This window comes from Microbacterium sp. T3-8 (genome assembly GCF_055398145.1).
Genome location: NZ_AP027918.1, coordinates 1,784,605 through 1,807,875 on the forward strand (window position 1 = coordinate 1,784,605; position 23,271 = coordinate 1,807,875).

25 protein-coding genes, 1 tRNA gene, 1 other RNA gene and 1 pseudogene are annotated in these 23,271 nt (G+C 67.7%); 17 read left to right on the forward strand and 11 right to left on the reverse strand.

Annotation, left to right across the window (positions count from 1 at the left end; all coding sequences use genetic code 11):
- Nucleotides 1-5 precede the first annotated feature (5 nt).
- Nucleotides 6-554: an NUDIX domain-containing protein gene (locus tag ACZ5Y9_RS08380; protein WP_247622707.1), complete on the reverse strand. Its 549-nt coding sequence runs from the start codon at nucleotides 552-554 to the stop codon at nucleotides 6-8.
- A gap of 62 nt (nucleotides 555-616) precedes the next feature.
- On the opposite strand from ACZ5Y9_RS08380, the gene dapA reads away from it, so the two are divergent.
- The 14 genes from dapA to dapF all read left to right on the forward strand — a co-directional run bounded on the left by dapA (nucleotide 617) and on the right by dapF (nucleotide 14,431).
- Nucleotides 617-1,594, forward strand: a complete 978-nt coding sequence (dapA, locus tag ACZ5Y9_RS08385) for a 4-hydroxy-tetrahydrodipicolinate synthase (RefSeq protein ID WP_247622706.1) — start codon at nucleotides 617-619, stop codon at nucleotides 1,592-1,594.
- A 53-nt stretch (nucleotides 1,595-1,647) separates the two neighbouring features.
- On the forward strand, nucleotides 1,648-3,324 hold the full coding sequence (locus tag ACZ5Y9_RS08390; RefSeq protein ID WP_247622705.1) for a ribonuclease J: 1,677 nt from the start codon (nucleotides 1,648-1,650) through the stop codon (nucleotides 3,322-3,324).
- Between the two features lie 67 nt (nucleotides 3,325-3,391).
- Nucleotides 3,392-6,157, forward strand: coding sequence for a DNA translocase FtsK (locus ACZ5Y9_RS08395; RefSeq protein WP_464471123.1), 2,766 nt, complete (start codon nucleotides 3,392-3,394; stop codon nucleotides 6,155-6,157).
- Nucleotides 6,157-6,732, forward strand: coding sequence for a CDP-diacylglycerol--glycerol-3-phosphate 3-phosphatidyltransferase (gene pgsA, locus ACZ5Y9_RS08400; RefSeq protein WP_247622703.1), 576 nt, complete (start codon nucleotides 6,157-6,159; stop codon nucleotides 6,730-6,732). The genes ACZ5Y9_RS08395 and pgsA overlap by 1 nt, the downstream gene beginning before the upstream one ends.
- Nucleotides 6,729-7,214 carry a CinA family protein gene (locus ACZ5Y9_RS08405; RefSeq protein WP_464471124.1) on the forward strand — a complete coding sequence of 162 codons (486 nt, stop codon included), beginning with the start codon at nucleotides 6,729-6,731 and terminating at the stop codon, nucleotides 7,212-7,214. Before pgsA ends, ACZ5Y9_RS08405 begins: the two co-directional genes overlap by 4 nt.
- A gap of 141 nt (nucleotides 7,215-7,355) precedes the next feature.
- On the forward strand, nucleotides 7,356-7,664 hold the full coding sequence (locus ACZ5Y9_RS08410) for a helix-turn-helix domain-containing protein (protein WP_060925763.1): 309 nt from the start codon (nucleotides 7,356-7,358) through the stop codon (nucleotides 7,662-7,664).
- Nucleotides 7,665-7,688: 24 nt separating this feature from the next.
- Nucleotides 7,689-7,913 carry a DUF3046 domain-containing protein gene (locus tag ACZ5Y9_RS08415; RefSeq protein ID WP_247622701.1) on the forward strand — a complete coding sequence of 75 codons (225 nt, stop codon included), beginning with the start codon at nucleotides 7,689-7,691 and terminating at the stop codon, nucleotides 7,911-7,913.
- A 269-nt stretch (nucleotides 7,914-8,182) separates the two neighbouring features.
- Nucleotides 8,183-9,232 (forward strand): recombinase RecA, encoded by a 1,050-nt coding sequence (recA, locus tag ACZ5Y9_RS08420; RefSeq protein WP_247622700.1) that lies wholly within the window; start codon nucleotides 8,183-8,185, stop codon nucleotides 9,230-9,232.
- Nucleotides 9,233-9,477: 245 nt separating this feature from the next.
- Nucleotides 9,478-9,951, forward strand: a complete 474-nt coding sequence (locus ACZ5Y9_RS08425) for a regulatory protein RecX (RefSeq protein ID WP_464471125.1) — start codon at nucleotides 9,478-9,480, stop codon at nucleotides 9,949-9,951.
- Between the two features lie 47 nt (nucleotides 9,952-9,998).
- Nucleotides 9,999-11,546, forward strand: a complete 1,548-nt coding sequence (gene miaB, locus ACZ5Y9_RS08430; protein WP_247622698.1) for a tRNA (N6-isopentenyl adenosine(37)-C2)-methylthiotransferase MiaB — start codon at nucleotides 9,999-10,001, stop codon at nucleotides 11,544-11,546.
- On the forward strand, nucleotides 11,543-12,481 hold the full coding sequence (gene miaA, locus ACZ5Y9_RS08435; RefSeq protein WP_247622697.1) for a tRNA (adenosine(37)-N6)-dimethylallyltransferase MiaA: 939 nt from the start codon (nucleotides 11,543-11,545) through the stop codon (nucleotides 12,479-12,481). Before miaB ends, miaA begins: the two co-directional genes overlap by 4 nt.
- Before the next feature lie 32 nt (nucleotides 12,482-12,513).
- Complete coding sequence (locus ACZ5Y9_RS08440; RefSeq protein ID WP_247622696.1) at nucleotides 12,514-13,041, forward strand: dihydrofolate reductase family protein; 528 nt, start codon at nucleotides 12,514-12,516, stop codon at nucleotides 13,039-13,041.
- 48 nt (nucleotides 13,042-13,089) lie between these two features.
- Complete coding sequence (locus tag ACZ5Y9_RS08445; RefSeq protein WP_247622695.1) at nucleotides 13,090-13,536, forward strand: GNAT family acetyltransferase; 447 nt, start codon at nucleotides 13,090-13,092, stop codon at nucleotides 13,534-13,536.
- A gap of 22 nt (nucleotides 13,537-13,558) precedes the next feature.
- A complete protein-coding gene (dapF, locus tag ACZ5Y9_RS08450; RefSeq protein WP_464471126.1) occupies nucleotides 13,559-14,431 on the forward strand; it encodes a diaminopimelate epimerase in 873 nt (290 codons plus the stop codon).
- Nucleotides 14,432-14,474: 43 nt separating this feature from the next.
- Here the strand turns inward: dapF and ACZ5Y9_RS08455 are convergent, their stop codons facing one another.
- Complete coding sequence (locus ACZ5Y9_RS08455; RefSeq protein ID WP_464471127.1) at nucleotides 14,475-15,116, reverse strand: class I SAM-dependent methyltransferase; 642 nt, start codon at nucleotides 15,114-15,116, stop codon at nucleotides 14,475-14,477.
- Between the two features lie 68 nt (nucleotides 15,117-15,184).
- Here ACZ5Y9_RS08455 and hflX point away from each other — a divergent pair, with 68 nt between their 5' ends.
- Nucleotides 15,185-16,690: a GTPase HflX gene (gene hflX / locus ACZ5Y9_RS08460; protein ID WP_247622692.1), complete on the forward strand. Its 1,506-nt coding sequence runs from the start codon at nucleotides 15,185-15,187 to the stop codon at nucleotides 16,688-16,690.
- A gap of 15 nt (nucleotides 16,691-16,705) precedes the next feature.
- On the opposite strand, the gene ACZ5Y9_RS08465 is transcribed toward hflX, so the two are convergent.
- Entirely contained in the window at nucleotides 16,706-17,371 is a 666-nt protein-coding gene (locus ACZ5Y9_RS08465) for an SIMPL domain-containing protein (protein WP_336640501.1), read from the reverse strand.
- A 163-nt stretch (nucleotides 17,372-17,534) separates the two neighbouring features.
- On the opposite strand from ACZ5Y9_RS08465, the gene ssrA reads away from it, so the two are divergent.
- Nucleotides 17,535-17,904, forward strand: a transfer-messenger RNA (tmRNA) gene (gene ssrA / locus ACZ5Y9_RS08470).
- Nucleotides 17,905-17,985: 81 nt separating this feature from the next.
- On the opposite strand, the gene ACZ5Y9_RS08475 is transcribed toward ssrA, so the two are convergent.
- Together ACZ5Y9_RS08475 and ACZ5Y9_RS08480 are read right to left on the reverse strand one after the other, a co-directional pair.
- A complete protein-coding gene (locus ACZ5Y9_RS08475; RefSeq protein WP_247622690.1) occupies nucleotides 17,986-18,132 on the reverse strand; it encodes a hypothetical protein in 147 nt (48 codons plus the stop codon).
- A 45-nt stretch (nucleotides 18,133-18,177) separates the two neighbouring features.
- On the reverse strand, nucleotides 18,178-18,348 hold the full coding sequence (locus ACZ5Y9_RS08480; protein ID WP_247622689.1) for a hypothetical protein: 171 nt from the start codon (nucleotides 18,346-18,348) through the stop codon (nucleotides 18,178-18,180).
- Between the two features lie 162 nt (nucleotides 18,349-18,510).
- Here ACZ5Y9_RS08480 and ACZ5Y9_RS08485 point away from each other — a divergent pair, with 162 nt between their 5' ends.
- Nucleotides 18,511-19,590 carry an ATP-binding protein gene (locus ACZ5Y9_RS08485; protein WP_247622688.1) on the forward strand — a complete coding sequence of 360 codons (1,080 nt, stop codon included), beginning with the start codon at nucleotides 18,511-18,513 and terminating at the stop codon, nucleotides 19,588-19,590.
- 12 nt (nucleotides 19,591-19,602) lie between these two features.
- On the opposite strand, the gene ACZ5Y9_RS08490 is transcribed toward ACZ5Y9_RS08485, so the two are convergent.
- From ACZ5Y9_RS08490 to ACZ5Y9_RS08515, 6 genes and pseudogenes are all read right to left on the reverse strand, one after another.
- Complete coding sequence (locus tag ACZ5Y9_RS08490) at nucleotides 19,603-19,833, reverse strand: three-helix bundle dimerization domain-containing protein (protein WP_247622687.1); 231 nt, start codon at nucleotides 19,831-19,833, stop codon at nucleotides 19,603-19,605.
- A gap of 45 nt (nucleotides 19,834-19,878) precedes the next feature.
- Entirely contained in the window at nucleotides 19,879-20,457 is a 579-nt protein-coding gene (locus ACZ5Y9_RS08495; RefSeq protein ID WP_247622686.1) for a hypothetical protein, read from the reverse strand.
- Between the two features lie 16 nt (nucleotides 20,458-20,473).
- Nucleotides 20,474-21,273, reverse strand: a pseudogene (locus ACZ5Y9_RS08500) (inositol monophosphatase family protein).
- 128 nt (nucleotides 21,274-21,401) lie between these two features.
- Nucleotides 21,402-21,474: transfer RNA gene (locus ACZ5Y9_RS08505), tRNA-Lys, on the reverse strand.
- 123 nt (nucleotides 21,475-21,597) lie between these two features.
- Nucleotides 21,598-22,827, reverse strand: coding sequence for an MFS transporter (locus tag ACZ5Y9_RS08510; protein ID WP_464471128.1), 1,230 nt, complete (start codon nucleotides 22,825-22,827; stop codon nucleotides 21,598-21,600).
- On the reverse strand, nucleotides 22,824-23,264 hold the full coding sequence (locus tag ACZ5Y9_RS08515; RefSeq protein ID WP_464471129.1) for a MarR family winged helix-turn-helix transcriptional regulator: 441 nt from the start codon (nucleotides 23,262-23,264) through the stop codon (nucleotides 22,824-22,826). The genes ACZ5Y9_RS08510 and ACZ5Y9_RS08515 overlap by 4 nt, the downstream gene beginning before the upstream one ends.
- Nucleotides 23,265-23,271 lie beyond the last annotated feature (7 nt).

Sequence of the window (23,271 nt, forward strand, 5' to 3'; positions counted from 1 at the left end):
CCGGCTCAGCGGAATCGTCCCAGGCGGATACCGGCGAGGGCGAGGGCACCGATCGTCTCGCCGTCCCTGATGCGTCCCTCGGCGATCATCGCGAGCGCATCGGCGAACGGCACCCAGGAGACCTGGTCGATGCCCTCCTCGCGCTGACTCTCCGCGGCCGTCGCGGGGTCGGACGCGGTCAGTCCACGGGCCAGGAAGACGTGCTCCGGAGCATCCGCGACGCCGTTGAGCGCGTTCATGATGCCGAGCTCGTGCCATTCGGATGCCGTGAACCCGGTCTCCTCGAGGAGTTCGCGTCGCGCGGCGACGAGCGGATCCTCGCCGTCGCTGCCGCCGGCGGGCACCTCGACGGAGATCCCCGTCGTGTAGCGCTCGAGGGTGACGAGACAGACGCGCTCCTCGTCGTCGAGCGCGACCACGAAGACGGCGGGATGCTGCATCCGCACGACCCCGTAGATGCCGTCGTCCCCGCCGGGGCCGGTGACCTTGTCCTCGCGTACCTCGATCCAGCGGTTGGCGTAGACGGTGTCGGACTCGTGAGTGACCCATGCCATGCCACGAGCCTAGTTCGCGGCCGCGTCCTCGTGAGGTCGGGCCGAGACGATACTCTGGTTGCATGACGCACTCGGGCAACCCTTTCGGACAGGTTCTCGTCGCGCTCGTCACTCCGATGACGGCCGACGGCGAAGTCGACTGGCCCGCCGTCGAGAAGCACATCGATGACGTCATCACCGCCGGTGCTGACGGTGTCGTCGTGACGGGAACGACCGGCGAGACCTCGACCCTCACGGACCCCGAGAAGCTGAAGCTCGTCGAGATCGGCAAGTCCGTCTCCGCCGGTCGCGCCAAGATCATCACGGGGGGCGGGTCGAACGAGACCGCCCACGCGATCGAGCTGTACAAGGCGAGCGAGAAGGCCGGCGCCGACGGCATCATGATCGTCACGCCGTACTACAACAAGCCGACTCAGGCCGGCATCCTCACGCACTTCCGTCTGGTGGCCGATGCCACCGACCTGCCGGTGATCCTGTACGACATCCCCGGGCGCACCGGTGTGCCGATCAAGTACGAGACCATCCTGCGCCTGGCGAAGCACCCGAACATCCTCGCGGTGAAGGACGCCAAGGGCGACTTCTCCGAGGTGAGCCGAGTGCTCAACCAGACCGATCTCATGTACTTCTCGGGTGATGACGCGAACGTGCTCCCGCACCTCGCCATCGGCGCGACGGGCCTGATCGGTGTGACCGCGAACATCACCGCGACTCCGTACCGCACGATCGTCGACGCCGTGAATCGGGGCGATCTCGCCACCGCGACCGCCGAGCACAAGCGTCTTGAGCCCCTCGTGCGCGCCGTGATGACCCACGTTCCCGGAACGGTCGCCGCCAAGTACATCCTCCACGGCCTCGGCCGGATCTCCAGCCCGCGCGTGCGTCTTCCGCTCGTCGGGCCGGAGGAGTGGGAGGCCGCACTCATCGAAGACGAGCTCGATCTCGTCGCCGGCGTCCCGGGCGCCGATTTCTCGAACTTCCGCCCCGACCGCAACGCGGCCGCCGGTGGTGCCCTGCCCAAGGTGCACGGCACGACGCGCTGAGTCGCGTCGCCATGAACGAACGGACGCGCCGAGTGTCCGACTGAGGAGACAGCATGTCCATTCCCCTGGCCGAACCGTCCGCTCTCGACGAAGGAACGCTGCGGGTCATCCCGATCGGCGGTCTCGGCGAGATCGGTCGGAACATGACGATGTTCGAGTACGACGGCAAGATCCTGATCGTCGACTGCGGTGTGCTCTTCCCCGAGGAGCACCAGCCCGGCGTCGATCTGATCCTTCCGGACTTCGAACCGATCCGCGACCGCCTCGACGACATCGTCGGCGTCGTGCTCACGCACGGGCACGAAGATCACATCGGCGCCGTTCCGTACCTCCTGCGTCTCAAGGGCGACATCCCCCTGATCGGGTCGGGTCTGACCCTGGCGCTCGTCGAGGCGAAGCTGAAGGAACACCGCATCAAGGCGTTCACGCTGACGGTCAAGGAAGGCCAGCAGGAGAAGGTCGGCCCCTTCGATCTCGAGTTCGTGGCCGTGAACCACTCCATCCCCGACGCTCTGGCCGTCGCCATCCGCACGCCGGCGGGCATGGTGCTCGCCACCGGTGACTTCAAGATGGACCAGCTGCCGCTCGACGGACGCATCACAGATCTCCGCGCGTTCTCGCGCCTGGGAGAGGAGGGAGTCGACCTCTTCCTGGTGGACTCGACCAATGCGGATGTGCCGGGCTTCACCCCGACCGAGCGGTCGATCGGCCCGGTGCTCGACCAGGTGATCGGCAAAGCGCCGCGCCGTGTGATCGTCGCGAGCTTCTCGAGCCACGTGCATCGCGTGCAGCAGGTCATCGACGCGGCCCACGCCCACGGGCGGCGCGTGGCGTTCCTCGGCCGCAGCATGGTGCGCAACATGACCATCGCCGAGCAGCTCGGGTACCTGAAGGTGCCGGCCGGCGTGCTCATCGACTTCAAGAAGGCGCGCGACCTCCCCGACGAGCAGATCGTCTACATGTCGACCGGTTCGCAGGGCGAGCCGATGGCGGTGCTCAGCCGCATGGCGAACATGGATCACGCGATCGAGGTCAGCGAGGGCGACACCGTCATCCTCGCCTCGAGCCTCATCCCGGGCAACGAGAACGCCGTCTACCGCGTGATCGACGGCCTCACCAAGCTCGGTGCGAACGTCGTGCACAAGGCGAACGCCCGCGTGCACGTCTCGGGACACGCCGCGGCGGGGGAGCTGCTCTACTGCTACAACATCCTCAAGCCCAAGAACGTGCTGCCGGTGCACGGCGAGTACCGTCACCTCATCGCGAACGCCAAGCTGGCGCAGGACACGGGGATCGCCGAGGAGCGCACGATCATCGCCTCCAACGGCACCGTCATCGACCTGCGCGACGGCGTGGCGTCGGTCGTCGGACAGCTCGACCTCGGCTTCGTGTACGTCGACGGCTCGACGGTCGGCGAGATCACGGATGCCGATCTCAAGGACCGTCGGATCCTGGGCGAGGAGGGCTTCATCTCGGTCATCGTGGTGGTGGATGCCGCGACCGGACGCATCATCTCCGGGCCGGAGATCCACGCGCGCGGTGTCGCCGAGGACGACTCGGTCTTCGACGACGTGACGCCGAAGATCGTCGCCGCGCTCAAGGAGGCCTCCGGCAACGGTGTGCGCGACACCCATGCGCTCTCTCAGGTCGTGCGTCGCACGATCGGCCGGTGGGTCAACCAGCGTCTGCGTCGCCGTCCGATGATCGTCCCCCTCGTGATCGAGGCGTGATCAGCGGGATCGGCTGAAAGCCGCGTCGATACGCGGGAATGTCGGCCGTGGGCCGTAACGTGAGGGCATGGCCAGGAGTACGACCAAGTCCGAGCGCGCGTCCGGGAGCGCGCCGTCCCGCCCCTCGCGGCGGGCGGCTCCCCAAGCCTCGCCTGCGCCAAAGAAGCCGGCAGCGAAGAAGCCCGTCCCGAAGAAGTACATCGACGAGCTCGACAAGCCGCCGGTGGCGGTCCGGGCGTGGACGGGGCTCGCACACGGCGTGGGCGGGCTCTTCCGCGCCTTCGGCCCGGAGACGTTGGAGAAGGACGACCGTCGTGACGGCTTCCCGTTCCTGCTGGTGCTGCTGGCGATCCTCGGTGCGGTGAACGAGTGGTTCTTCATCGGCAACGAGGTCGCCGCGAACATCAGTGCGTACTCGGTGGGGATGCTCGTCGGGCGGATCGCCTTCTTCATGCCGGTGCTCCTGCTCCTGCTCGCCGGTTGGCTGTTCCGCCATCCTTCGTCGGTCCACGACAACGGTCGCATCGGCATCGGATTCGGTCTCTTCGTGCTCGCCCTCGCGGGCATCAGCCATGTCGCCGCCGGTGCTCCGGACGGCGCGGGAACCGCCGCGCGCGCGCACCCGAACATGGGAATGGCCGCCATCAGCGAGGCGGGGGGAGTCTTCGGCTGGCTCGTCGGTGAGCCGCTCGCGCTGGTGCATCCCGCCGTGGCGTACGTCGTGCTCGGGCTCATCATCGTGCTGAGCATCTTGATCCTCACCAAGACGCCGCCCAACCGCATCGGGCGACGCCTCGGCGACCTCTACGCCTGGATGTTCGACGCCGAGCGTCCTCAGCCGGCGGCCGAAGCGCCCGAGATCGACGATGCCGACAAGACCGACGACGAGAACGTCCTGCCGTGGTGGCGGCGCAACAAGAGCGGCCGTGAGGAGGACCCCGACGAGGGCACCCTCGGCTCCGACGACATCACTGCGCTCCTCTCGACGGCGGAGCCGACCCCGGCATACGACCAGGCCGTCGTCGTCGAGAACCGGTACGACTCCGCCACCGAGGTTCTGTCCGACGTGCGCTCCGTCGCCGATTCCCTCGCCGAGCAGCAGACGACGGCCCTCCTCGACGACGATTCCGACACCGGTGAGGTGCCCGAGCTCCCGGGCCTCGACGGCTTCGGGACCGAGGGCCCGGGAGACCGCGGCCCCCAGGCGCCGGTCGCGCCGTACATCCTCCCGTCGCCGGGCCTCCTGGTCGAGGGGCCGCCCCCGGTCATGCGCTCCGAGGCGACCGACAAGGTGATCGAACAGATCACCAGCGTGCTCACGCAGTTCAAAGTCGACGCGAAGGTCACCGGCTTCTCGCGCGGACCGACGGTGACGCAGTACGAGGTCGAGGTGGGCCACGGCGTCAAGGTCGAGAAGATCCTGCAGCTGAGCAACAACTTCGCCTACGCCGTCGCCTCGAACGACGTGCGCATCCTTTCGCCGATCCCCGGTAAGAGTGCGATCGGTATCGAGATCCCGAACGCCGACAAGGAGATGGTCGCGCTCGGCGACGTGCTCCGTTCACCGGCCGCGCAGAAGAGCACGCACCCGATGACGATCGGCGTGGGCAAGGACGTCGGCGGCAACATCGTCATCGCGAACCTGGCGAAGATGCCCCACCTCCTGGTCGCCGGTTCCACCGGTTCCGGAAAGTCCAGCTTCGTGAACTCGATGATCACGAGCCTGCTGATGCGTGCGCGCCCGGCGGACGTGCGCATGGTGCTGATCGACCCGAAGCGCGTCGAGCTCACCAGCTACGCGGGTGTGCCGCACCTGATCACTCCGATCATCACCAACCCGAAGAAGGCGGCCGAGGCGCTGCAGTGGGTCGTCAAGGAGATGGATATGCGGTACGACGACCTCGCGTCGTTCGGATTCCGTCACATCGACGACTTCAACCGCGCGGTGCGCGCCGGCGAGGTCGAGGTACCCGTCGGCAGCGAGCGCGTGCTCAAGCCGTATCCGTACCTCCTCGTCGTGGTCGATGAGCTCGCCGATCTCATGATGGTCGCCCCGCGCGACGTCGAGGACTCGATCGTGCGCATCACCCAGCTCGCCCGTGCGTCCGGCATCCACCTGGTGCTCGCGACCCAGCGCCCGAGCGTCGACGTGGTGACCGGCCTGATCAAGGCCAACGTGCCATCCCGTCTCGCGTTCGCGGTCACGAGCGTCACCGACAGCCGCGTGATCCTCGACAGCCCCGGTGCCGACAAGCTCATCGGACAGGGTGACGCACTCTTCTCGCCGATGGGTTCCTCGAAGCCGTTCCGTCTGCAGGGCGCGTGGGTCGACGAGAAGGAGATCGACGCGGTCGTCAAGCACGTGACGCGACAGGCCCGGCCCGAGTACCGCAACGACGTCCAGGAGGCGCTGGAGCCGCGCAAGAAGGAGGTCGACGAAGACATCGGCGACGACCTCGAGCTGCTGTTGGCCGCCGCCGAGCTGGTTGTCTCCTCGCAGTTCGGTTCGACCTCGATGCTGCAGCGCAAGCTCCGCGTCGGCTTCGCCAAGGCCGGACGCCTGATGGATCTGCTCGAGTCGCGCGAGATCGTCGGCCCGTCCGAGGGTTCCAAGGCTCGTGACGTGCTCGTCACGGCGGAGCAGCTCGGGGGAGTGATGGCGAAGCTGCGCGGTGAGGACGTTCCCGCGACGCCCAACGCGGCGCCGGCGGCTCCCGCCCCGGCACCGGCGGCGGCGATGGCCTCCGATCCTCTCGACGCGCAGTTCGAGGGTCTTCCCGTCGTCGAGGCCGAGGGCGATGAAGACGCCTGGGGCCTGACGGGACGCGACTGATGGCGATTCCTCGGCAGCTGCCCAACGCGATCACCATCGCGCGCATCCCGCTCGCGGTGGTGTTCTTCGTACTGCTCCTGCTCGGGGGTACCTACGGGGTTCCCGATCTCGCGCTGCGCTGGACTGCGGCCATCCTGTTCATCTTCGCCATCTCGACCGACTGGGTCGACGGCTACCTCGCCCGCCGCTACGAGATCGTCAGCGATTTCGGCAAGCTCTGGGACCCGATCGCCGACAAGCTGTTGACGGGCGCGGGTTTCATCGGACTCGCGATCCTCGGCGAGGTGTCCTGGTGGATCGTCGCGATCATCCTCGTTCGCGAGTGGGGCATCACGATCCATCGCCTGATGATCGTCAACGAGCACGTCGTCGCCGCGGCATGGATGGGCAAGGTCAAGACCGCTGTACAGGGTGTCGCTCTCGCCTGGGCACTGATGCCTCTGCACGTGGTGATCGGCCTTCCCGCCTGGACCCTCATCACCTTCGTGCTCATGCTCGTGGTGCTGGTGCTGACCATCTGGAGCGGGATCGACTACGTCGTCGCCCAGGTGCGCGGGGCGCGTCGGAGTCGATGACCGACCTCGCGGCATCCGTGATCGAGACGCTCGGGCGTCGCGGCTGGACACTCGGCGTGGCGGAATCGCTCACGGGCGGGGCGGTGATCGCCGAACTCGTCGGCGTGCCGGGTGCGTCCACCGTGGTCCTCGGAGGAGTGGTGGCGTACGCGACGCCGGTCAAGCACACGCTGCTCGGGGTGGACGAGTCGCTCCTCGACCGAGAGGGCCCCGTGCATCCGGAGGTCGCACGCCAGATGGCGCGGGGCGTCCGGCACGCCGTGAGTGTGGACGGCATCGACGCGGCGGTCGGCGTCGCGACGACGGGAATCGCCGGCCCCGTCTCGCCCGACGGGCAATCGGTCGGAACCGTGCACATCGCCGTCGCCACGCCGGAGCGCATCGAGGCGCGATCGTTCCTCTTCCCCGGTGACCGGAATCGGATCCGGTCGGCGTCCGTTCGAGCCGCCCTCGAGATGCTCCGAGAGCTGTCCCGGGAATAGTCGCCGTCGCGACGAGGTTATTGATTTCGTGCTCACACTCAAACCACAGAGTGCAGTTGTAGATTTTATGAAGGTCGGCGAGGTTATACTGGCCATCACTTCGGGGGAGACTCCGAGAAACCGATTGGGGAGGAGGTTCCGATGATTCTTGTACGACAGGAAATCGGCGATGTGCTGAGGGACTTCCGTCTGCAGAAGGGGCGCACCCTTCGGCAGGTCGCGAGCAAGGCTTCCGTGGCGCTCGGCTATCTGAGCGAAGTGGAGCGCGGTCAGAAGGAAGCGTCGAGCGAGATCCTCGCCTCCGTCGCCGATGCGCTCGACGTCCCCATCTCCACCATCATGCGCGAGGTCGGAGATCGCATCTCCGTGCTCGAGGGCATCCAGGTGTTCCCCGACGTCGTTCCCGACGATCTGGTCGCCTCGATCGAGCCCGAGCTCTCGCTCCACTGATCCCACGCACCCCGTCGTTACGCGATGCGTCGAAGTGAGTTCCTGCGTGCCGTCGAGGACGAGTTCCCCGGCCGCACGTCGTCGGTGTTGAACGATCTGGTGCTGACCCCGCTCGCCGGTCGCACGGCGAAAGAGGCTCTGGCTGCGGGGATGCCCCCGCGGGAGATCTGGTTCGCGCTCTGCGACGAGATGGAAGTGCCCGAGAACCGACGGCACGGTGCCGGCCGGCTGGAGCCGCGTCGGCGCTGAATTCGCGCATGCGTTCGATCGATGTCGAGATCGGATGCCGGGATGCGGCGTGTCGTCGAATATTCGTTCGAAGCGAGCGTAGTCTTCTGCACAGTGGTTCAGACGTTCGTGTTTTCCACTGTTCGTGTGACTCGACGACGCAATGTCGGAGGCTCCTCGTACGGTGAAGACATGGCCACCGAGCCATACGCCTTGTCGGAGAGTTGCTTCCAGCCGGAAGCGCCGCGACAGCCTACAGGCGGCACCACGCGAAGCAGAAGGAGCACGACATGCCATCTCCCGCCGACCGCGAGAAGTCCCTCGAGACCGCACTCGCCCAGATCGACCGCCAGTTCGGAAAGGGCTCGGTCATGCGGCTGGGCAGCGACGAGCGCGCACCCGTCGCAGTCATCCCCACCGGCTCCATCGCCCTCGACGTCGCTCTCGGCGTCGGAGGCCTCCCGCGTGGCCGCATCGTCGAGATCTACGGCCCGGAGTCCTCGGGTAAGACCACGCTCACGCTGCACGCGATCGCCAACGCCCAGCGCGCCGGTGGTATCGCGGCGTTCATCGATGCCGAGCACGCGCTCGACCCCGATTACGCCGCCAAGCTCGGCGTCGACATCGACGCACTGCTCGTCTCGCAGCCCGACACGGGTGAGCAGGCGCTCGAGATCGCCGACATGCTCGTGCGCTCCGGTGCCATCGATCTGATCGTCATCGACTCCGTGGCAGCGCTCGTGCCCCGCGCCGAGATCGAAGGTGAGATGGGCGACTCGCACGTGGGTCTGCAGGCGCGACTGATGTCGCAGGCGCTTCGCAAGCTCACCGGTGGTCTTAACCAGACCAACACCACGATGATCTTCATCAACCAGCTGCGCGAGAAGATCGGTGTGTTCTTCGGCTCTCCCGAAACGACCGCCGGTGGTAAGGCGCTCAAGTTCTATGCATCGGTTCGCCTCGATATCCGTCGTATCGAGACCCTGAAGGACGGCACCGACGCGGTGGGTAACCGTACCCGCGTGAAGGTCGTCAAGAACAAGATGGCCCCGCCCTTCAAGCAGGCGGAGTTCGACATCCTCTACGGAGTGGGCATCTCGCGCGAGGGTAGCCTGATCGACTTCGGCGTCGAGCACGGAATCGTCAAGAAGTCGGGGTCGTGGTACACCTACGACGGTGACCAGCTCGGCCAGGGCAAGGAGAACGCCCGTACGTTCCTGCTGAACAACACCGACGTGGCACTCGCCATTGAGACGCAGATCCTGCAGAAGCTCGGCATTGGTGGCGCGGCTGCTCCCGCGGCTCCGGCAGATGAGCTCGCCGAGCGTCGCCCGGCCTGATCATGAACGGTGAGAACGGGGGCGGTCCGCATCAGGACATCGGGCGGGTCGCCCCCGTCATCCCTCTTTTCGGAGCGCGGGGCGTCACCCCGCCGACCGCGACCGCGAAGACTCCCGATACAGCGGTGGAGCCACCCGCTCCAGTATCCGCTTCCGTCTCACTCGTGTCGTTCGTCGACGACCGAATTCCCGGCGACGATGCGCTGGACCCGGTCGAGGTTCGAAAAGCGGCCGAAGAGAGTCTGGTGCGCAAGCTCCGTACTCGATCGCTGTCGGTCTCCGAGGCCCGGCAGGTCTTGAGGACTCACGGGCTCGATGGCACACAGATCGACGACGTCATCGACGACTTCCTCCGGCGCCGGTACCTCGACGATCACGAGCTCGCGCAGATGCTCGTGGCCGCGGGGGTCGATCGCAAGGGCCAGGGTCGCGTCGCCATCTCCCGCTCCCTCTCGCAGCGCGGGATCCCGCGCGACGTGATCGCCGCAGCGCTCGACGAACTGCCGGACGACGACGCGGAGCGCGCGCTGGAGTTCGCTCGCACCAAGGCCCGCTCGCTCAGCCGCCTCGACCACGACACCGCTCTCCGGCGTCTGCTCGGACAGCTCGCTCGTCGTGGGTACGGCGGATCCGTCGCGACGAACGCGGCGAAGACGGCGTTGAACGAGGCATCGTTCGGGACGAAGAGCTCTGGCGTGCGCTTCGTCGAGTCGGACTGACGCGTCAGCCCGGAGGAGCCGTCTCCCGCTCGTACAATGGAGAGATCATGACTACTCCGCGCAGTGAACCGACGATCATCACCTCGTCGTCGGCAGCCGTCGACGCCGACGGTCGTCAGAGATCCTACGAAGTACGCACGTTCGGCTGCCAGATGAACGTGCACGATTCCGAGCGTCTCTCCGGCTCACTGGAGAGTGCAGGCTACGTTCGCGCCGCGGCCGGTGACGAAGCCGATGTCGTCATCATCAACACCTGCGCGGTGCGCGACAACGCGGCGGGGAAGCTCTACGGAACACTCGGCCAGCTCGCAGGCGTCAAGCGCCGCAAGGACGGAATGCAGATCGCGGTCGGCGGATGTCTCGCGCAGATGGACAAGCAGACCGTGCTCGACAAGGCTCCGTGGGTCGATGTCGTCTTCGGCACGCACAACATGGGTTCGCTGCCGCGTCTCCTCGAGCGCGCACGCCACAACGGCGATGCCGAACTCGAGATCCTCGAGTCGCTCGAAGTGTTCCCCTCCACGCTCCCCACCAAGCGCGACGCCGCGCACAGCGGCTGGGTGTCGATCTCGGTGGGCTGCAACAACACCTGCACCTTCTGCATCGTGCCGAGCCTGCGCGGCAAGGAGAAGGACCGGCGTCCCGGCGACATCCTCAACGAGATCCGACTGCTCGTCGAGGACGGAGCGATCGAGGTCACCCTCCTCGGACAGAACGTCAACTCCTACGGGGTCGAGTTCGGTGATCGTCAGGCGTTCAGCAAGCTGCTGCGTGCCGCCGGCGAGATCGAAGGGCTCGAGCGCATCCGCTTCACCAGCCCGCATCCCGCCGCGTTCACCGACGATGTGATCGATGCGATGGCCGAGACGCCCAACGTGATGCCGCAGCTGCACATGCCGTTGCAGTCCGGCAGCGACCGCATCCTCAAAGCCATGCGCCGCTCCTACCGCAGTGAGAAGTTCCTCGGCATCCTCGATCGGGTGCGCGATCGGATGCCCGACGCGGCCATCACGACCGACATCATCGTCGGTTTCCCCGGCGAGACCGACGAGGACTTCGAAGACACGATGCGCGTCGTCGAGCTCTCCCGGTTCTCCAGCGCTTTCACGTTCCAGTACTCGATCCGGGAGGGCACCCCTGCCGCGACGATGGAGGATCAGGTTCCCAAGGCCGTCGTGCAGGAGCGCTACGATCGCCTGCTCGCGCTGCAGGAGCGGATCTCGCTCGAGGAGAACCAGAAGCAGGTCGGTCGGTCCGTCGAGGTTCTCGTCTCGACGGGCGAGGGGAAGAAGGACGCCGAGACGCATCGGCTCACCGGACGCGCTCAGGACAACCGTCTCGTGCACTTCGAGGTCACACCGGGCTCCGACCTCCCCCGTCCGGGCGATTTCGTCACCGTGACGATCACCCACGCGGCGCCGTTCCATCTCCTCGCTGATGACCCGACCGGTGCGCCGTTGCAGATCCGCCGCACGCGTGGAGGCGACGCCTGGGATCGCGCGCAGTCCGAGTCGTGCGCCGTCCCCGCTCCGGTGGGCGACGGCGGTCCGCGGGCCGTGTCCCTCGGGCTCCCCACCCTGCGTGTCGGAGTGTGAACGACTCCGCCGATACTGCGCCCGAGGCGGCGCCGCGTCTCTGGGCGGTGGTCGGCGCCACCGGTACGGGCAAGAGCGAACTCGCACTGAACATCGCCGAGGGGCTGAGATCACGCGGGAATCCGGCTGAGATCATCAACGTCGACGCGATGCAGCTGTATCGCGGTATGGACATCGGCACCGCCAAACTTCCTCTCGATGAACGACGCGGAATCCCGCACCATCTCTTCGACGTCCGCGAGGTCGACGAGGAGGCGGCGGTCGCCTGGTACCAGCCCGAGGCGAGGGCCGCCGTCCTCGACGTGCAGAGCCGCGGTGGTGACGCGATCCTCGTCGGCGGGTCGGGACTCTACGTCTCGAGCGTCGTCTTCGACTTCCGGTTCCCGCCTCGTGACGAGTCCGTCCGCGTGCGCCTCGAGGCGGAACTCGCCGAACACGGAGCGGACGCCCTGCTCTCTCGGCTGAAGGTAGCGGACCCTGCGACGGCGGCGCGTATCGATCCGAAGAACTCTCGCCGCATCGTGCGTGCGCTGGAAGTGCTCGAACAGGGAGCCACCACACACGGCGCCGCTCTGCCGACCACGCCGACGCTCTGGCAGCGGAGCACGCGCGTGATCGGTGTGCACGTCGAACGCTCCGCACTCGTCGAACGGCTCGACGCCCGCGTGGAGCGGATGTGGGCCGAGGGGCTTCTCGGAGAGGTGGAGCGGCTCCGCTCTCAGGGACTCGAACGAGGCGTCACTGCCAGCCGCGCGATCGGTTATGCGCAGGCGCTGGGTCAACTGGACGGTCGTCTCGATCAAGCCGAAGCCATCGCCGAAACCCAGGCGCTCACCCGCCGTTACGCGCGGCGACAGGTGTCGTGGTTCAAGAGGTACCCCGCGATCGAATGGGTCGAGCATCCGATCGATGTCGCGGCGCTGATCGCCGACTGACCGATGTCGGTGGCCGCTGGGATCATGACCACATGGCGACCCATTTCTACACGGCCTCGAGCCTCGACGGTTTCATCGCGACGGCGGATCACTCCCTCGAGTGGCTGCTGAGCCAGGACTTCGACCAGGACGGTCCCATGGCCTACCCGGCGTTCGTCGAGGGGATCGGTGCTCTCGCGATGGGCGCATCGACCTACGAGTGGCTGTTGCGCGCGCAGGGCGAGGAACCCTGGCCCTATACGCAGCCCACCTGGGTGTTCACGCATCGAGAGCTCGCTGTTCCCTCCGGTGCCGACGTGCGTTTCGTCCAGGGAGAGGTCAGCGACGCGCACGCGGCGATGCGGCTCGCAGCCGGCGGCGATGACATCTGGGTCGTCGGTGGTGGCGACCTCGCCGGCCAGTTCGCCGACGCCGGTCTGCTCGACGAGGTGTGGATCCAGTTCGCCCCGGTGACGCTCGGGGCTGGGGCGCCCCTGTTTCCCCGCGCCCTGGAGTTCGAGCTGCTCGACGTGGCTCGTAACCGCGGTTTCCTCTGCGGTCACTACCGCGTCGTCGGGTAGCGCCCGCCCCGGATAGGCTCATTCTTCGGCGCGATCCGGGAGGCGTCGATGAACAGGAGCACCATGGCGTGGAACGTGCGGGCATTCGAACAGGCCGACACCGATGCGGTCATCGAGCTGTGGACCGAGGCCGGACTCACCCGGCCCTGGAACGATCCCCGCCTCGACATCGAGCGCAAGCTGCGAGTGCAACCCGAGCTGTTCCTCGTCGCGACGGACCCGGAAGGCGTGACGGTCCTCGGTTCGGTCATGGCCGGGTACGACGGCCATCGCGGATGGCTCTACTACCTCGCCACAGCGGCTTCCCATCGCGGCCACGGCATCGCGCGTGAACTGGTCGCCGAGGCGGAACGGCTGCTGCTGGCTCTCGGATGCCCGAAGGTGCAGCTCATGGTCCGCGAGGGCAACGAAGCGGTGCTGGGCTTCTACGATGCGCTCGGATACGAGCGGTTCGCGGTGGCGAACACCGGCAAGCGGCTCATCGCCGACGCATAGCCGAGATCCCTAGACTGGGAGCATGGTCGCATTCACCAAGGGTCACGGCACGGGCAACGATTTCGTCATCATCGCCGACCCCGACGGTGCTCTCGACCTCACCGCCGATCAGGTCGCGGCACTCTGCGACCGTAACTTCGGTATCGGCGCCGACGGTGTGCTGCGAGTCGTCCGCTCCGCCGCGATCGCCGACGGTGCTGCAGCGCTGGCCGAGGAGCCGGATGCCGAGTGGTTCATGGACTACCGCAACGCCGACGGTTCGATCGCCGAGATGTGCGGCAACGGCATCCGTGTCTTCGCGCACTACCTCCTGTGGGCGGGCCTCGCCGTCATCGAGTCGGGGTCGACGCTCTCGATCGGAACCCGCGCCGGGGTGCGCGACGTCACCCGCAGCGAGAACGGGTACCAGGTCGACCTCGGCCGCTGGCGTCTCGACGGCGACGATCCGCTGGTGACCGCCAGCGGGCTCGCGGTCACCCGACCCGGTCTGGGAATCGACGTGGGAAATCCGCACGTCGTCGTGGCCGTCGCGAGCGAGGCGGAACTGGCTTCTCTCGACCTCCACCGACCTCCGCTCCTCGATCCGCTCCCGCCCGCCGGTGCCAACGTGGAGTTCGTCGTGCCGGGCGAACCCCTGGTGCGCGACGGCATCGGCCATGTGCGCATGCGGGTGTTCGAGCGCGGGGTGGGCGAGACTCTCAGCTGTGGAACGGGCGTGGCCGCCACGGCTCTCGCCGTTCGTCACTGGGCGGGGGAGCAGGCGCCCGACAACTGGCGCGTCGAGGTTCCCGGCGGGACGCTCGGAGTGCGGATGTTCGCCGCCGAGGACGGAGAGCACGTCGCTCTCGCCGGTCCCGCCCAACTCGCCTTCCACGGCGAGATCGAGCTCGCCTGAGCACAGCGCCCCGCCCGCGGGCCGGCGAGCGGTCGCTGACGCCTCAGGCGATCGTGATGGGCTCGGTCGGGGGAGTCCCGTGCTTGCGCACCTTGAGCACCCGGTAGCCCTTGCTGGTCGCGGTGCGATAGACCGTGAAGCCGGGGTGGAACGTCGAACCGATCCAGCGCTGGAGGGAGTCGGCGCCGAGGTTTCGCTGCACGACCAGCCAGGCGTCACTGCGCTCGTCGAGGCGCGGAATCCACTTCTCGAGCAGATCGTGCAGAACGTTCTTGCCCACGCGGATCGGCGGGTTCGAGCGGATCGTCCGGAAGGTCACATCGGCGGGAACATCCTCGGGCAACGACGCGTTGACATTGGTGAGCCCGAGAGACGCCGCATTGCGGCGGACGAGATCGAGGGCACGCTCATTCACATCCACGGCCCAGACCTTCGCGTGGGGCGCGGCGAGTGCCATCGACAGCGTGATGGGACCCCAGCCGCTGCCGAGGTCGAGAAGATTGCCCCCCGGAGGAACGGGAGGCATGTTGGCGAGAAGCACTGACGTACCGGCGTCCAGGCGATCCGGGCTGAAGACACCGCCGGCGGTGGTGAGTTCGAGCTCGCGGCCTGCGAGCGTCACGCGGATCGTTCGCAGGTTCTCAGGACTGACCGGGGCCGCAGTGAAGTAGTGATCGGACCCCATACGGTGAGCGTACCGGAGAGCGCGGGCTAAGGTTAAGGCTCGAAACGAAAGCAAGAGATCAGGGACGGATGACGGAAACCACCACACAGCACGAAGACGGCGATGCACTCGATCGTGTGCTCGCTCACGCCGAGAGTCGCTCGGAAGTCCGCGTGTTCGGAGCAGCACAGGCGCTGCAGGACCGGTCGACGGCGGCGCACGCCGCATCGGACGGTGACCAGTGGGACCTGGAGGATCGTCATGCGCTTCGTCGCGTCGGCGGCCTCTCGACCGAACTCGAAGACGTCACCGAGGTCGAGTACCGGCAGCTCCGACTCGAGAACGTCGTGCTCGTCGGGGTCTACCCGCAGGGTGCGCAGACCGACGCCGAGAACTCCCTCCGCGAACTCGCGGCCCTTGCCGAGACCGCGGGCGCCGTCGTGCTCGATGGTGTTCTGCAGCGTCGGCCCCACCCTGACGCCGCCACCTACCTCGGTCGCGGAAAGGCCCAGGAACTCAAGGACATCGTGGCCGCTGTCGGCGCGGACACGGTCATCGCCGACACGGAGCTGGCGCCGAGCCAGCGCCGTGCGCTCGAGGACGTCGTGAAGGTCAAGGTCATCGATCGCACGACCGTGATCCTCGACATCTTCAGCCAGCACGCCAAGAGTCGTGAGGGCAAGGCGCAGGTCGAACTCGCCCAGCTCGAGTACCTCCTGCCGCGTCTGCGCGGCTGGGGTGACTCGATGAGCCGCCAGGCGGGTGGACAGGTCGGTGCCGGTGGCGCCGGAATGGGCTCGCGCGGCCCGGGTGAGACGAAGATCGAGCTCGATCGCCGACGCATTCGCACGAAGATGGCGCTTCTGCGTCGTCAGATCCGCGACTTCGGTCCGGCTCGCGAGGCGAAGCGCGCGGAGCGCAAGCGCAACACGATCCCCTCCGTGGCGATCGCCGGGTACACGAACGCCGGCAAGTCGAGCTTGCTCAACGCTCTGACGAGCGCTGGCGTGCTCGTCGAGAACGCGCTGTTCGCGACGCTGGATGCGACCGTCCGCCGCTCCGAGACCGCTGACGGACGCGTGTTCACGCTGACCGACACGGTCGGGTTCGTCCGCAACCTGCCGCATCAGCTCGTCGAGGCTTTCCGCTCGACGCTCGAGGAGGTCGGTGACGCCGACGTCGTGCTCCACGTCGTCGACGGCTCCCACCCCGATCCGGCCGGACAGTTGCAGACCGTTCGCGATGTGATGGGCGACGTCGGGGTGCGCGACATGCCCGAGCTCGTCGTGTTCAACAAGGCCGACCTGATCGATGACGACGAGCGACTCGTGCTGCGCGGTCTCGAGCCGAAGGCGCATTTCGTGTCGTCGCGCTCGGGGGAGGGCATCGCCGAGCTTCGTGCCGCGATCGAGGAGGCTCTCCCGAAGCCGGCCGTCGAGGTGCACGCCGTGGTCCCGTACGATCGGGGCGACCTGGTCGCCGCGATCCACGAGACCGGGATGCTGTTGGCCGTCGACCATCGCGAAGAGGGCACCGCGGTGCACGCTCGGGTGTCGGAGCGGCTCGCCGCCGATCTCGCGCCCTACGCGAGCTGAGGCCGACCGCAGCGGTCAGGAGGCGATGAACCGCCCCTCGACCGTGGCGGAGACGACGATCTCCTCCGGTTCGTACTCCATTCCGGGTGAGGCGTCTGCCATCGCGAAAGCCGCCCCGCGCGCCTTCAGCATCGGTGCCGCGGGCTGCGCCTCGCGATTCGAGATGAGTCCGACATCGGCGATCTCGACGGGCGTGACCGAATCGCGTCCGAGGGCGCCGGCGTAGGCCTCGGCACGGGTGACGGCGACACCGACGGCCGCGGCGGCGACCTCGCGCTCGATGCGCGTCCGCGTCTCGGGCGTGAGGTGCCAGTTCACCCAGCCGACCTCGACGCCGTCCCAGGCGGAGATGTCGGACACCCAGATCGACAACTCGGATGCTTCGGTGAACGTGGCTGTGAAGTCGATGCTCGCGTAGTACACCGGAGCGAGTCGCTTGCCCTCGTTGTTCCACGGCCTCTCGGCGCGCACCGAGAGGCGCTTGCTCGACCAGTCGACGACTGTCTGAGCGTCGCTGCGCTCGGTGATGCTCGCGCGCAGAGGTTCGGCGAGACGCATGACGGTGTCGACGACCGCCGCCCGCTCGGGGCCCTCGGAGCGGACGGTGACGCGGATGGTGGCGCGCTCCGGCGCGACGCGCGCCTCGTGCTCGCCGCGGACGGTGACGGTGACATCGCTCATGGGGCCGACTCTACGCCAGGCACCTGACGCACGGATGACGGCGACTGCTCAGCGCCGGGAATGGCAGGTGCGCAGGATCCGTTGTATCCTGTGAAGCTGGGTGCCACGGCATCCGGATGAAAACTCCACAGTGCGACAGCGGCTCCTTCGAGAGAAGGACCACGGGGCTGATCGGTTTCGACAGCGCCTGTGAATCCACGAGAAGCGGGCCGAGGATGCAGAGTTATCTCGTAAACGCTCTCTGCAAAACAATAGTTGCCGAAACCAAGCGCAACGACTTCGCCCTCGCTGCATAAGCGAGCCCGATAGTCCGTCAGGCCGTATGTGATTCCGATACGGATCCTGGCGTCATCTAGGAATCTTGCTGCGTGGTGGCGTCTGGACGCCACGTGGGACTCCTCCCAGGCTGGGCTCGTCGACTTAGGTGTCTGTGACAAAGGTCGGAGCCGAGTAGAACGTCTTCACAGACTGCGCCCGGAGAAGGCGTGGAGACTCAGCGTTGGACGGGGGTTCGATTCCCCCCAGCTCCACCAGGTCGCTGTCGCGAAGGAGAAGGCCCTCGGGTTCCCGCCATGTGTGGGAACCCAAGGGCCTTCTTCGTGGGGCGACGGCGGTTACTTCTCCGCCGACACGTCGTCGCCGTGCGTCGGCGGTACCGTGGGCGGCTCGCCCTTGGCATCTTCTGCGCCGAGGTTGTCGTTCTCCTCGGGTCCCGGGGACTGTTCCGTGCTGATGTCGTTGCGATCGCTGTCTGCGTTCATGGCGTCACCTTCTTTCTCGGTCGGATGGGGGAGTGATGCGGCGCTCTAGAGCGGGATCGTCGGTTCCTGCGGGTTCGGCGCCAACGGCTCCTCCGGGTTCGGCGCGAGCGGTTCGTCCGGAACGGGGGCGAGAGGCTCGCCCGGTGTGGGATCGAGCGGCTCGGGCCTGGTGGGCTGCTCGCCCGGTGCGAGCGGAGTGGAGAACGGGTCGGACATGTGCGCTCCTTCCGCGGCGCGGTCTGCGTCGCTGGTCCTGAGCGAACCACGCACAGCCATCTATGTCTGCTCCCTTGCCCTTTTCACGCGGATGTGATGCCGTGCAGGCCTTCCGCACGAGGGGTCCATGGTGCACTCTGGGAGCGACCGAGAGGGGCAGTCATGGGAGAGTTCGTCATCGGAGCGACGATCGAGGGCGCCGAGCCGGTGCAACTCGACCCGCGACGATTCAATCGGCACACCTTCTGGTGCGGCCAGAGCGGCAGCGGCAAGACGTACGCGCTGGGCGTGGTGCTCGAGCAGTTGCTCCTGCACACGGAGCTCCCCGTGCTCGTCTTCGATCCCAACGCGGATTTCGTGCGGTTGCGTGAGATCCGCCCCGGCACCGATGACGCAGCGGCGCGCCGACTGGGCGATCTCGATGTCCGTGTGTTCCGCTCCGGCCGTGCGGAGGGCGAGCGCCTACGGGTGCGCTACGTGGACCTCTCGCCGGCGGCCAAGGCCGCTGTGCTGCGCATCGATCCGATCGCGGATGCCGAGGAGTACAACGCGCTGCTGCACACGCAGGTGTCGTCCGGGCAGTTCGATTCGGCGGAGATGATCCGCGGCCTCCGCGAGAGCGGGGAGGCGGTGAAGGTGCGACTCGCGAATCGCATGGAGAACCTCCAAGTGCTCGAGTGGGAGCTGTGGTCGCGTGGTGCGGCATCCGTCGTCGACGTGATCAGCGAGCGCCCGAGGGTGACGGTCCTCGACCTCGGAGGCTTCGATCATCCGGCCGAACCCGGCGTCGCCGCCCTGGCCGTTCTGGAGGATCTCTGGGCGCGTCGGGAAGAGCGCCGACCGCTGCTGATCGTGATCGACGAAGCTCATAACCTCTGCGTTCCGGAGCCGACGACGGCTGTGGAACGGGAGTTGACGGCACGCCTCGTGCAGATCGCCGCTGAGGGGCGGAAGTTCGGGCTGTGGCTCTTCCTGTCGACACAGCGCCCCACGAAGATCCACCCGAACGTGCTGTCGCAGTGCGACAACCTCGGGCTGATGCGCGTCAACGCTCCACGCGATCTCGCCGAACTCGCCGAAGTGTTCGGGTTCGCCTCGGAGCACGCCATCCGTCGTGCGCAGACCTTCGCGCAGGGTCAGGCGCTGTTCGCCGGCGGTTTCATCGCCGAGCCGACGTTCGTGCAGATGGGAGCGCGTCTCACCGAGGAGGCGGGCGGCGACGTCCGTGTTCCGATGGCGTGAGCGTCGACGCGCTCAGGAGTCCTCGGGGATCGGCGTCTGCACGGGGATGGCTCCGGTCCGCAGACGCTCGACGGTCTCCTTCTCGACGAGAACCGGCACGTAATCCTGGATGCGCCCGCCGCTGAGGCGTTCGTGCTCCTCGTGGGCGATGTGCTCGATGCTCTCCCGCGGAACGTCGGGGAATCGGGTGGCGATCCGGTCGAGCATCGCGGCGGTGTTCGCTTCGTCGTTGCGTTCGCTCATGGGCCGATTGTCTCCCGGCTGCCCGGCATCCGCAATGGAGTCCCCTCAACCGGCGCCTTCGATGAGGAGGAGGCCCTGCTTGGTGTCGGCGAGCTTCACCCACCCATCGCCGAACAGGTAGGTCATGCCGTACCCGTCGTCATCGGTGCCCATCGCGTACTGCGGATCCTCGGTGATGTACACGCCCTCGGGACCGTCTTCGCGATGCCACCCCGCGGCCAGGAGCGATGTCTGCGCATCGCTCGCCGCGCCCGCGCTCAGCTCGGCCCAACCGTACAGCTGGCCGTGATCGGAGGCGACGGCGTAGTCGCCCCAGAAGCACAGCAGCCCCTCGTCCTCCGGGATGGTGGTGTCGCCGATGACGAAGTCCTTGGTCTCGGCCGTCCACCCCGCCTCGGTCAGGGCCGCGACCGTGCCGGACGAGATCATCGACTCGCACGTGAGCGCTGCGGAGGTGGGTTCAGGGTTCGGCGTCGCGGCCGGCTCGACGCTCGCCTGCGGCGCCGGCGTCGCGGGATCGGTCGTCGGGGTCGGGTCGGTCTCGCCAGGGGCGGAGCACGCCGTCAGAGCGGCGACGAGGAATGCTGCTCCAGCTGTGATGGAAACGATGCGGGGAGGGATCATCGCGGGCCTCGGGAGATCAGGGATGCAGGAAGGTGAGGAAGGCGTCGTGGAGGATGCCGTTGGTGGCGAGTGTCGAGCGCGTCGAGATCGTCTCGGCCCCCGCGTAGTCGGTCATCGTGCCGCCCGCCTCGCGGACGATCGGCACTGCGGCCGCGATGTCGTACTCCTTGACGTCGAACTCGGCGACCATGTCGAGGCGTCCCTCGGCCAGGAGCATGTACGAGAAGACGTCACCGTAGGCGCGGTCGCGCCACACCCGGTCCGCGAGCGCGATGAGAGTGTCGATGCGTCCGGCATCCGCCCACTGCGCGATGCTCTGGAAGCTGACACTGGCGTCGTCGAGCGACGAGACGGAGGAGACGTGCAGTCGGCGCGGCTCGTTCTCCGTCGCCGTCCAGGCACCCTCCTCGGGGGAGGCCCACCAGCGTCGGCCGAGCGCGCGGGCATGCTGACGACGCCGACCTGCGGAACGCCGTCGACCGCGAGGGCGATCATCGTGCCCCAGAGCGGCACACCGCGCAGGAAGTTGGCGGTGCCGTCGATCGGATCGATGATCCACTGGCGGTGAGTGTCGCCTTCGGCGCCGAACTCCTCGCCGAATATGCCGTCCTCCGGGCGCTCGGTCGCGAGGATGTCGCGGATCGCGCGTTCGGTCGCGAGGTCGGCATCGGTGACGTGGGAGTTGTCGGCCTTGGTCGAGATCTGCAGATCGGCGGCGTCGAACCGGGGGAGCGACTGCGCATCGGCCGCGTCGGCCAGACGCAGGGCGAGTTCGAGATCGCTGCGGAAGTCGGATGCGCGGGGGATGGCGGTCACGCCACCAGCGTAGTCGCCCGTGCCGAGGGTCTCGATCGGGGCATGACCGTGCGGTGACGCGGCCGAGAAGACGTGCTCGAGAAGCAGAAAAGCCCCGAAGACTGGCGAGAGTCAACGAGGCTGATCCGTGCACCCCCTGGGACTTGAACCCAGAACCCACTGATTAAGAGTCAGTTGCTCTGCCGATTGAGCTAGAGGTGCGTGGCCCGGGATGACCCCGACCGAGGAATTACATTACCAGGGGATCGACGCGGTGCGAAATCGAGCCCGCACCCCCGGGAGTGTCGCAGCGATCGAGGCGGCGCGACGCTCCCGGGCGGATGATCAGGCGGCGTCGCCGACGAGGATCGCCTGGGCGTCTTCGGCGGCGGGAACCGCACCGTGCGAGTCGATGTGGGCGAGAGCACGCCGTCCCAGGAAGACCGTGAGAGCGGCGATCAGGACGGATGCCGCGGCGAACAGGTACGGGACCGTCACGTTGAACGAGTGCCACAGCAGTGCGGCGAGGGGAGGGGCCATCGCCCCGCCGAGGAAGCGCACCGCCGAGTACGACGACGAGGCGACCGAACGGGGAAGGTCGGTGGCCTCCATGACCGCCTCGGTGAGCACGGTGTTCATGATGCCGAGCAGGAGGCCGCCGATGATGATGCACACGACGAGGGCCGCAGGGTCGCCGGCGAGGAGGCCGGCCGCGACGAGATCGACCGCCAGCAGGGGCAGCACGGTCACGATGATGCGGGTCCGCGGCATCCGGCGCATGAGGAGCGGAGCGACCCAGACGCTCGTGATCGCGAGCGCGACGCCCCAGCCGAAGAACGTGAAGCCGATGCCGAGTGCGCCGAAGCCGAGGGGGAAGGGCGAGAAGGCGAGGAGCACGAAGAAGCCGATGTTGTAGAACAGCGCGGCGACGGCGAGGATCGCGAGCGCCGGGCGGCGGAGCGCGGTGAAGGGAGCCGAGAACGGCACCGGAGTGCGCTTCTCTGCGGGGCCGCGCAGCAGCACGAGGACCGCGACGAACGCGATCGCCATGAGGGCGACGACGCCGAAGAAGGGTCCGCGCCAGCTCATCTCGCCGAGGAGCCCGCCCAGGAGCGGACCGATCGCGATGCCGAGACCCAGCGCCGCCTCGTAGAGGATGATCGCTGCACTGCTGCCGCCGGACGCCGCGCCGACGATCGTGGCGAGAGCGGTGGAGATGAAGAGCGCGTTACCGAGGCCCCACCCCGCGCGGAAGCCGATGACGGCGTCGACGCTGCCGCTGAGGGCGCAGAGCAGGGCGAACGCGACGATGAGCGCGAGTCCGATGAGGAGAGTCGCCTTCGCGCCGATCCGGCTCGAGATCCAGCTCGTGACGAGCATCGCGAGGCCCGTGACGAGCAGATAGCTCGTGAAGAGGAGTTCGGTCTCGACGGGCGAGGCCTGCAGGGACTCCGCGATCGCCGGGAGGATGGGGTCGACCAGTCCGATGCCCATGAACGCGACTACGCAGGCGAAGGCGACGGCCCACACCTGCGCGGGTTGCTTCCAGACGGAGGGGGTGGCGGTCGTGTTCATTGCGAGGAGTCCTTTCGGTCGGTGGGGTCGGTGTGCGCGGCGAGGATCTCGGCCGCACGGGTCAGGGTCGCCCAGTCGGCGTCGTCGAGCGCGTGGAACCGCGGCGCGAGCGTGTCGCGGAACTCGTAGCGCCAGGCGGCGAGAGCACGGGCTCCGGCGTCCGTCGCCTCGACGACCACCGCGCGGGAGTCGGCGGGGTCGGGGGAGCGGCGCACCAGTCCGTCGCGCTCGAGCGCGCCGATCAGGCGGGTCATTCCCGGTTGCGTGGTGCGAGCGGCTGCGGCGAGTTCGCCGACTCTCGAGGCGCCCTGTCGGCCGAGCAGGCTGAGCACCCGCCACTGGGCGGCGGGTGCCTCGTTGCCGGCATCCTGCGCGGCGATGCGGCCGAGCGCATACGCCGAGAGCACGATGGAGGGGATCACTTCCGCACGTTGCATACCAACG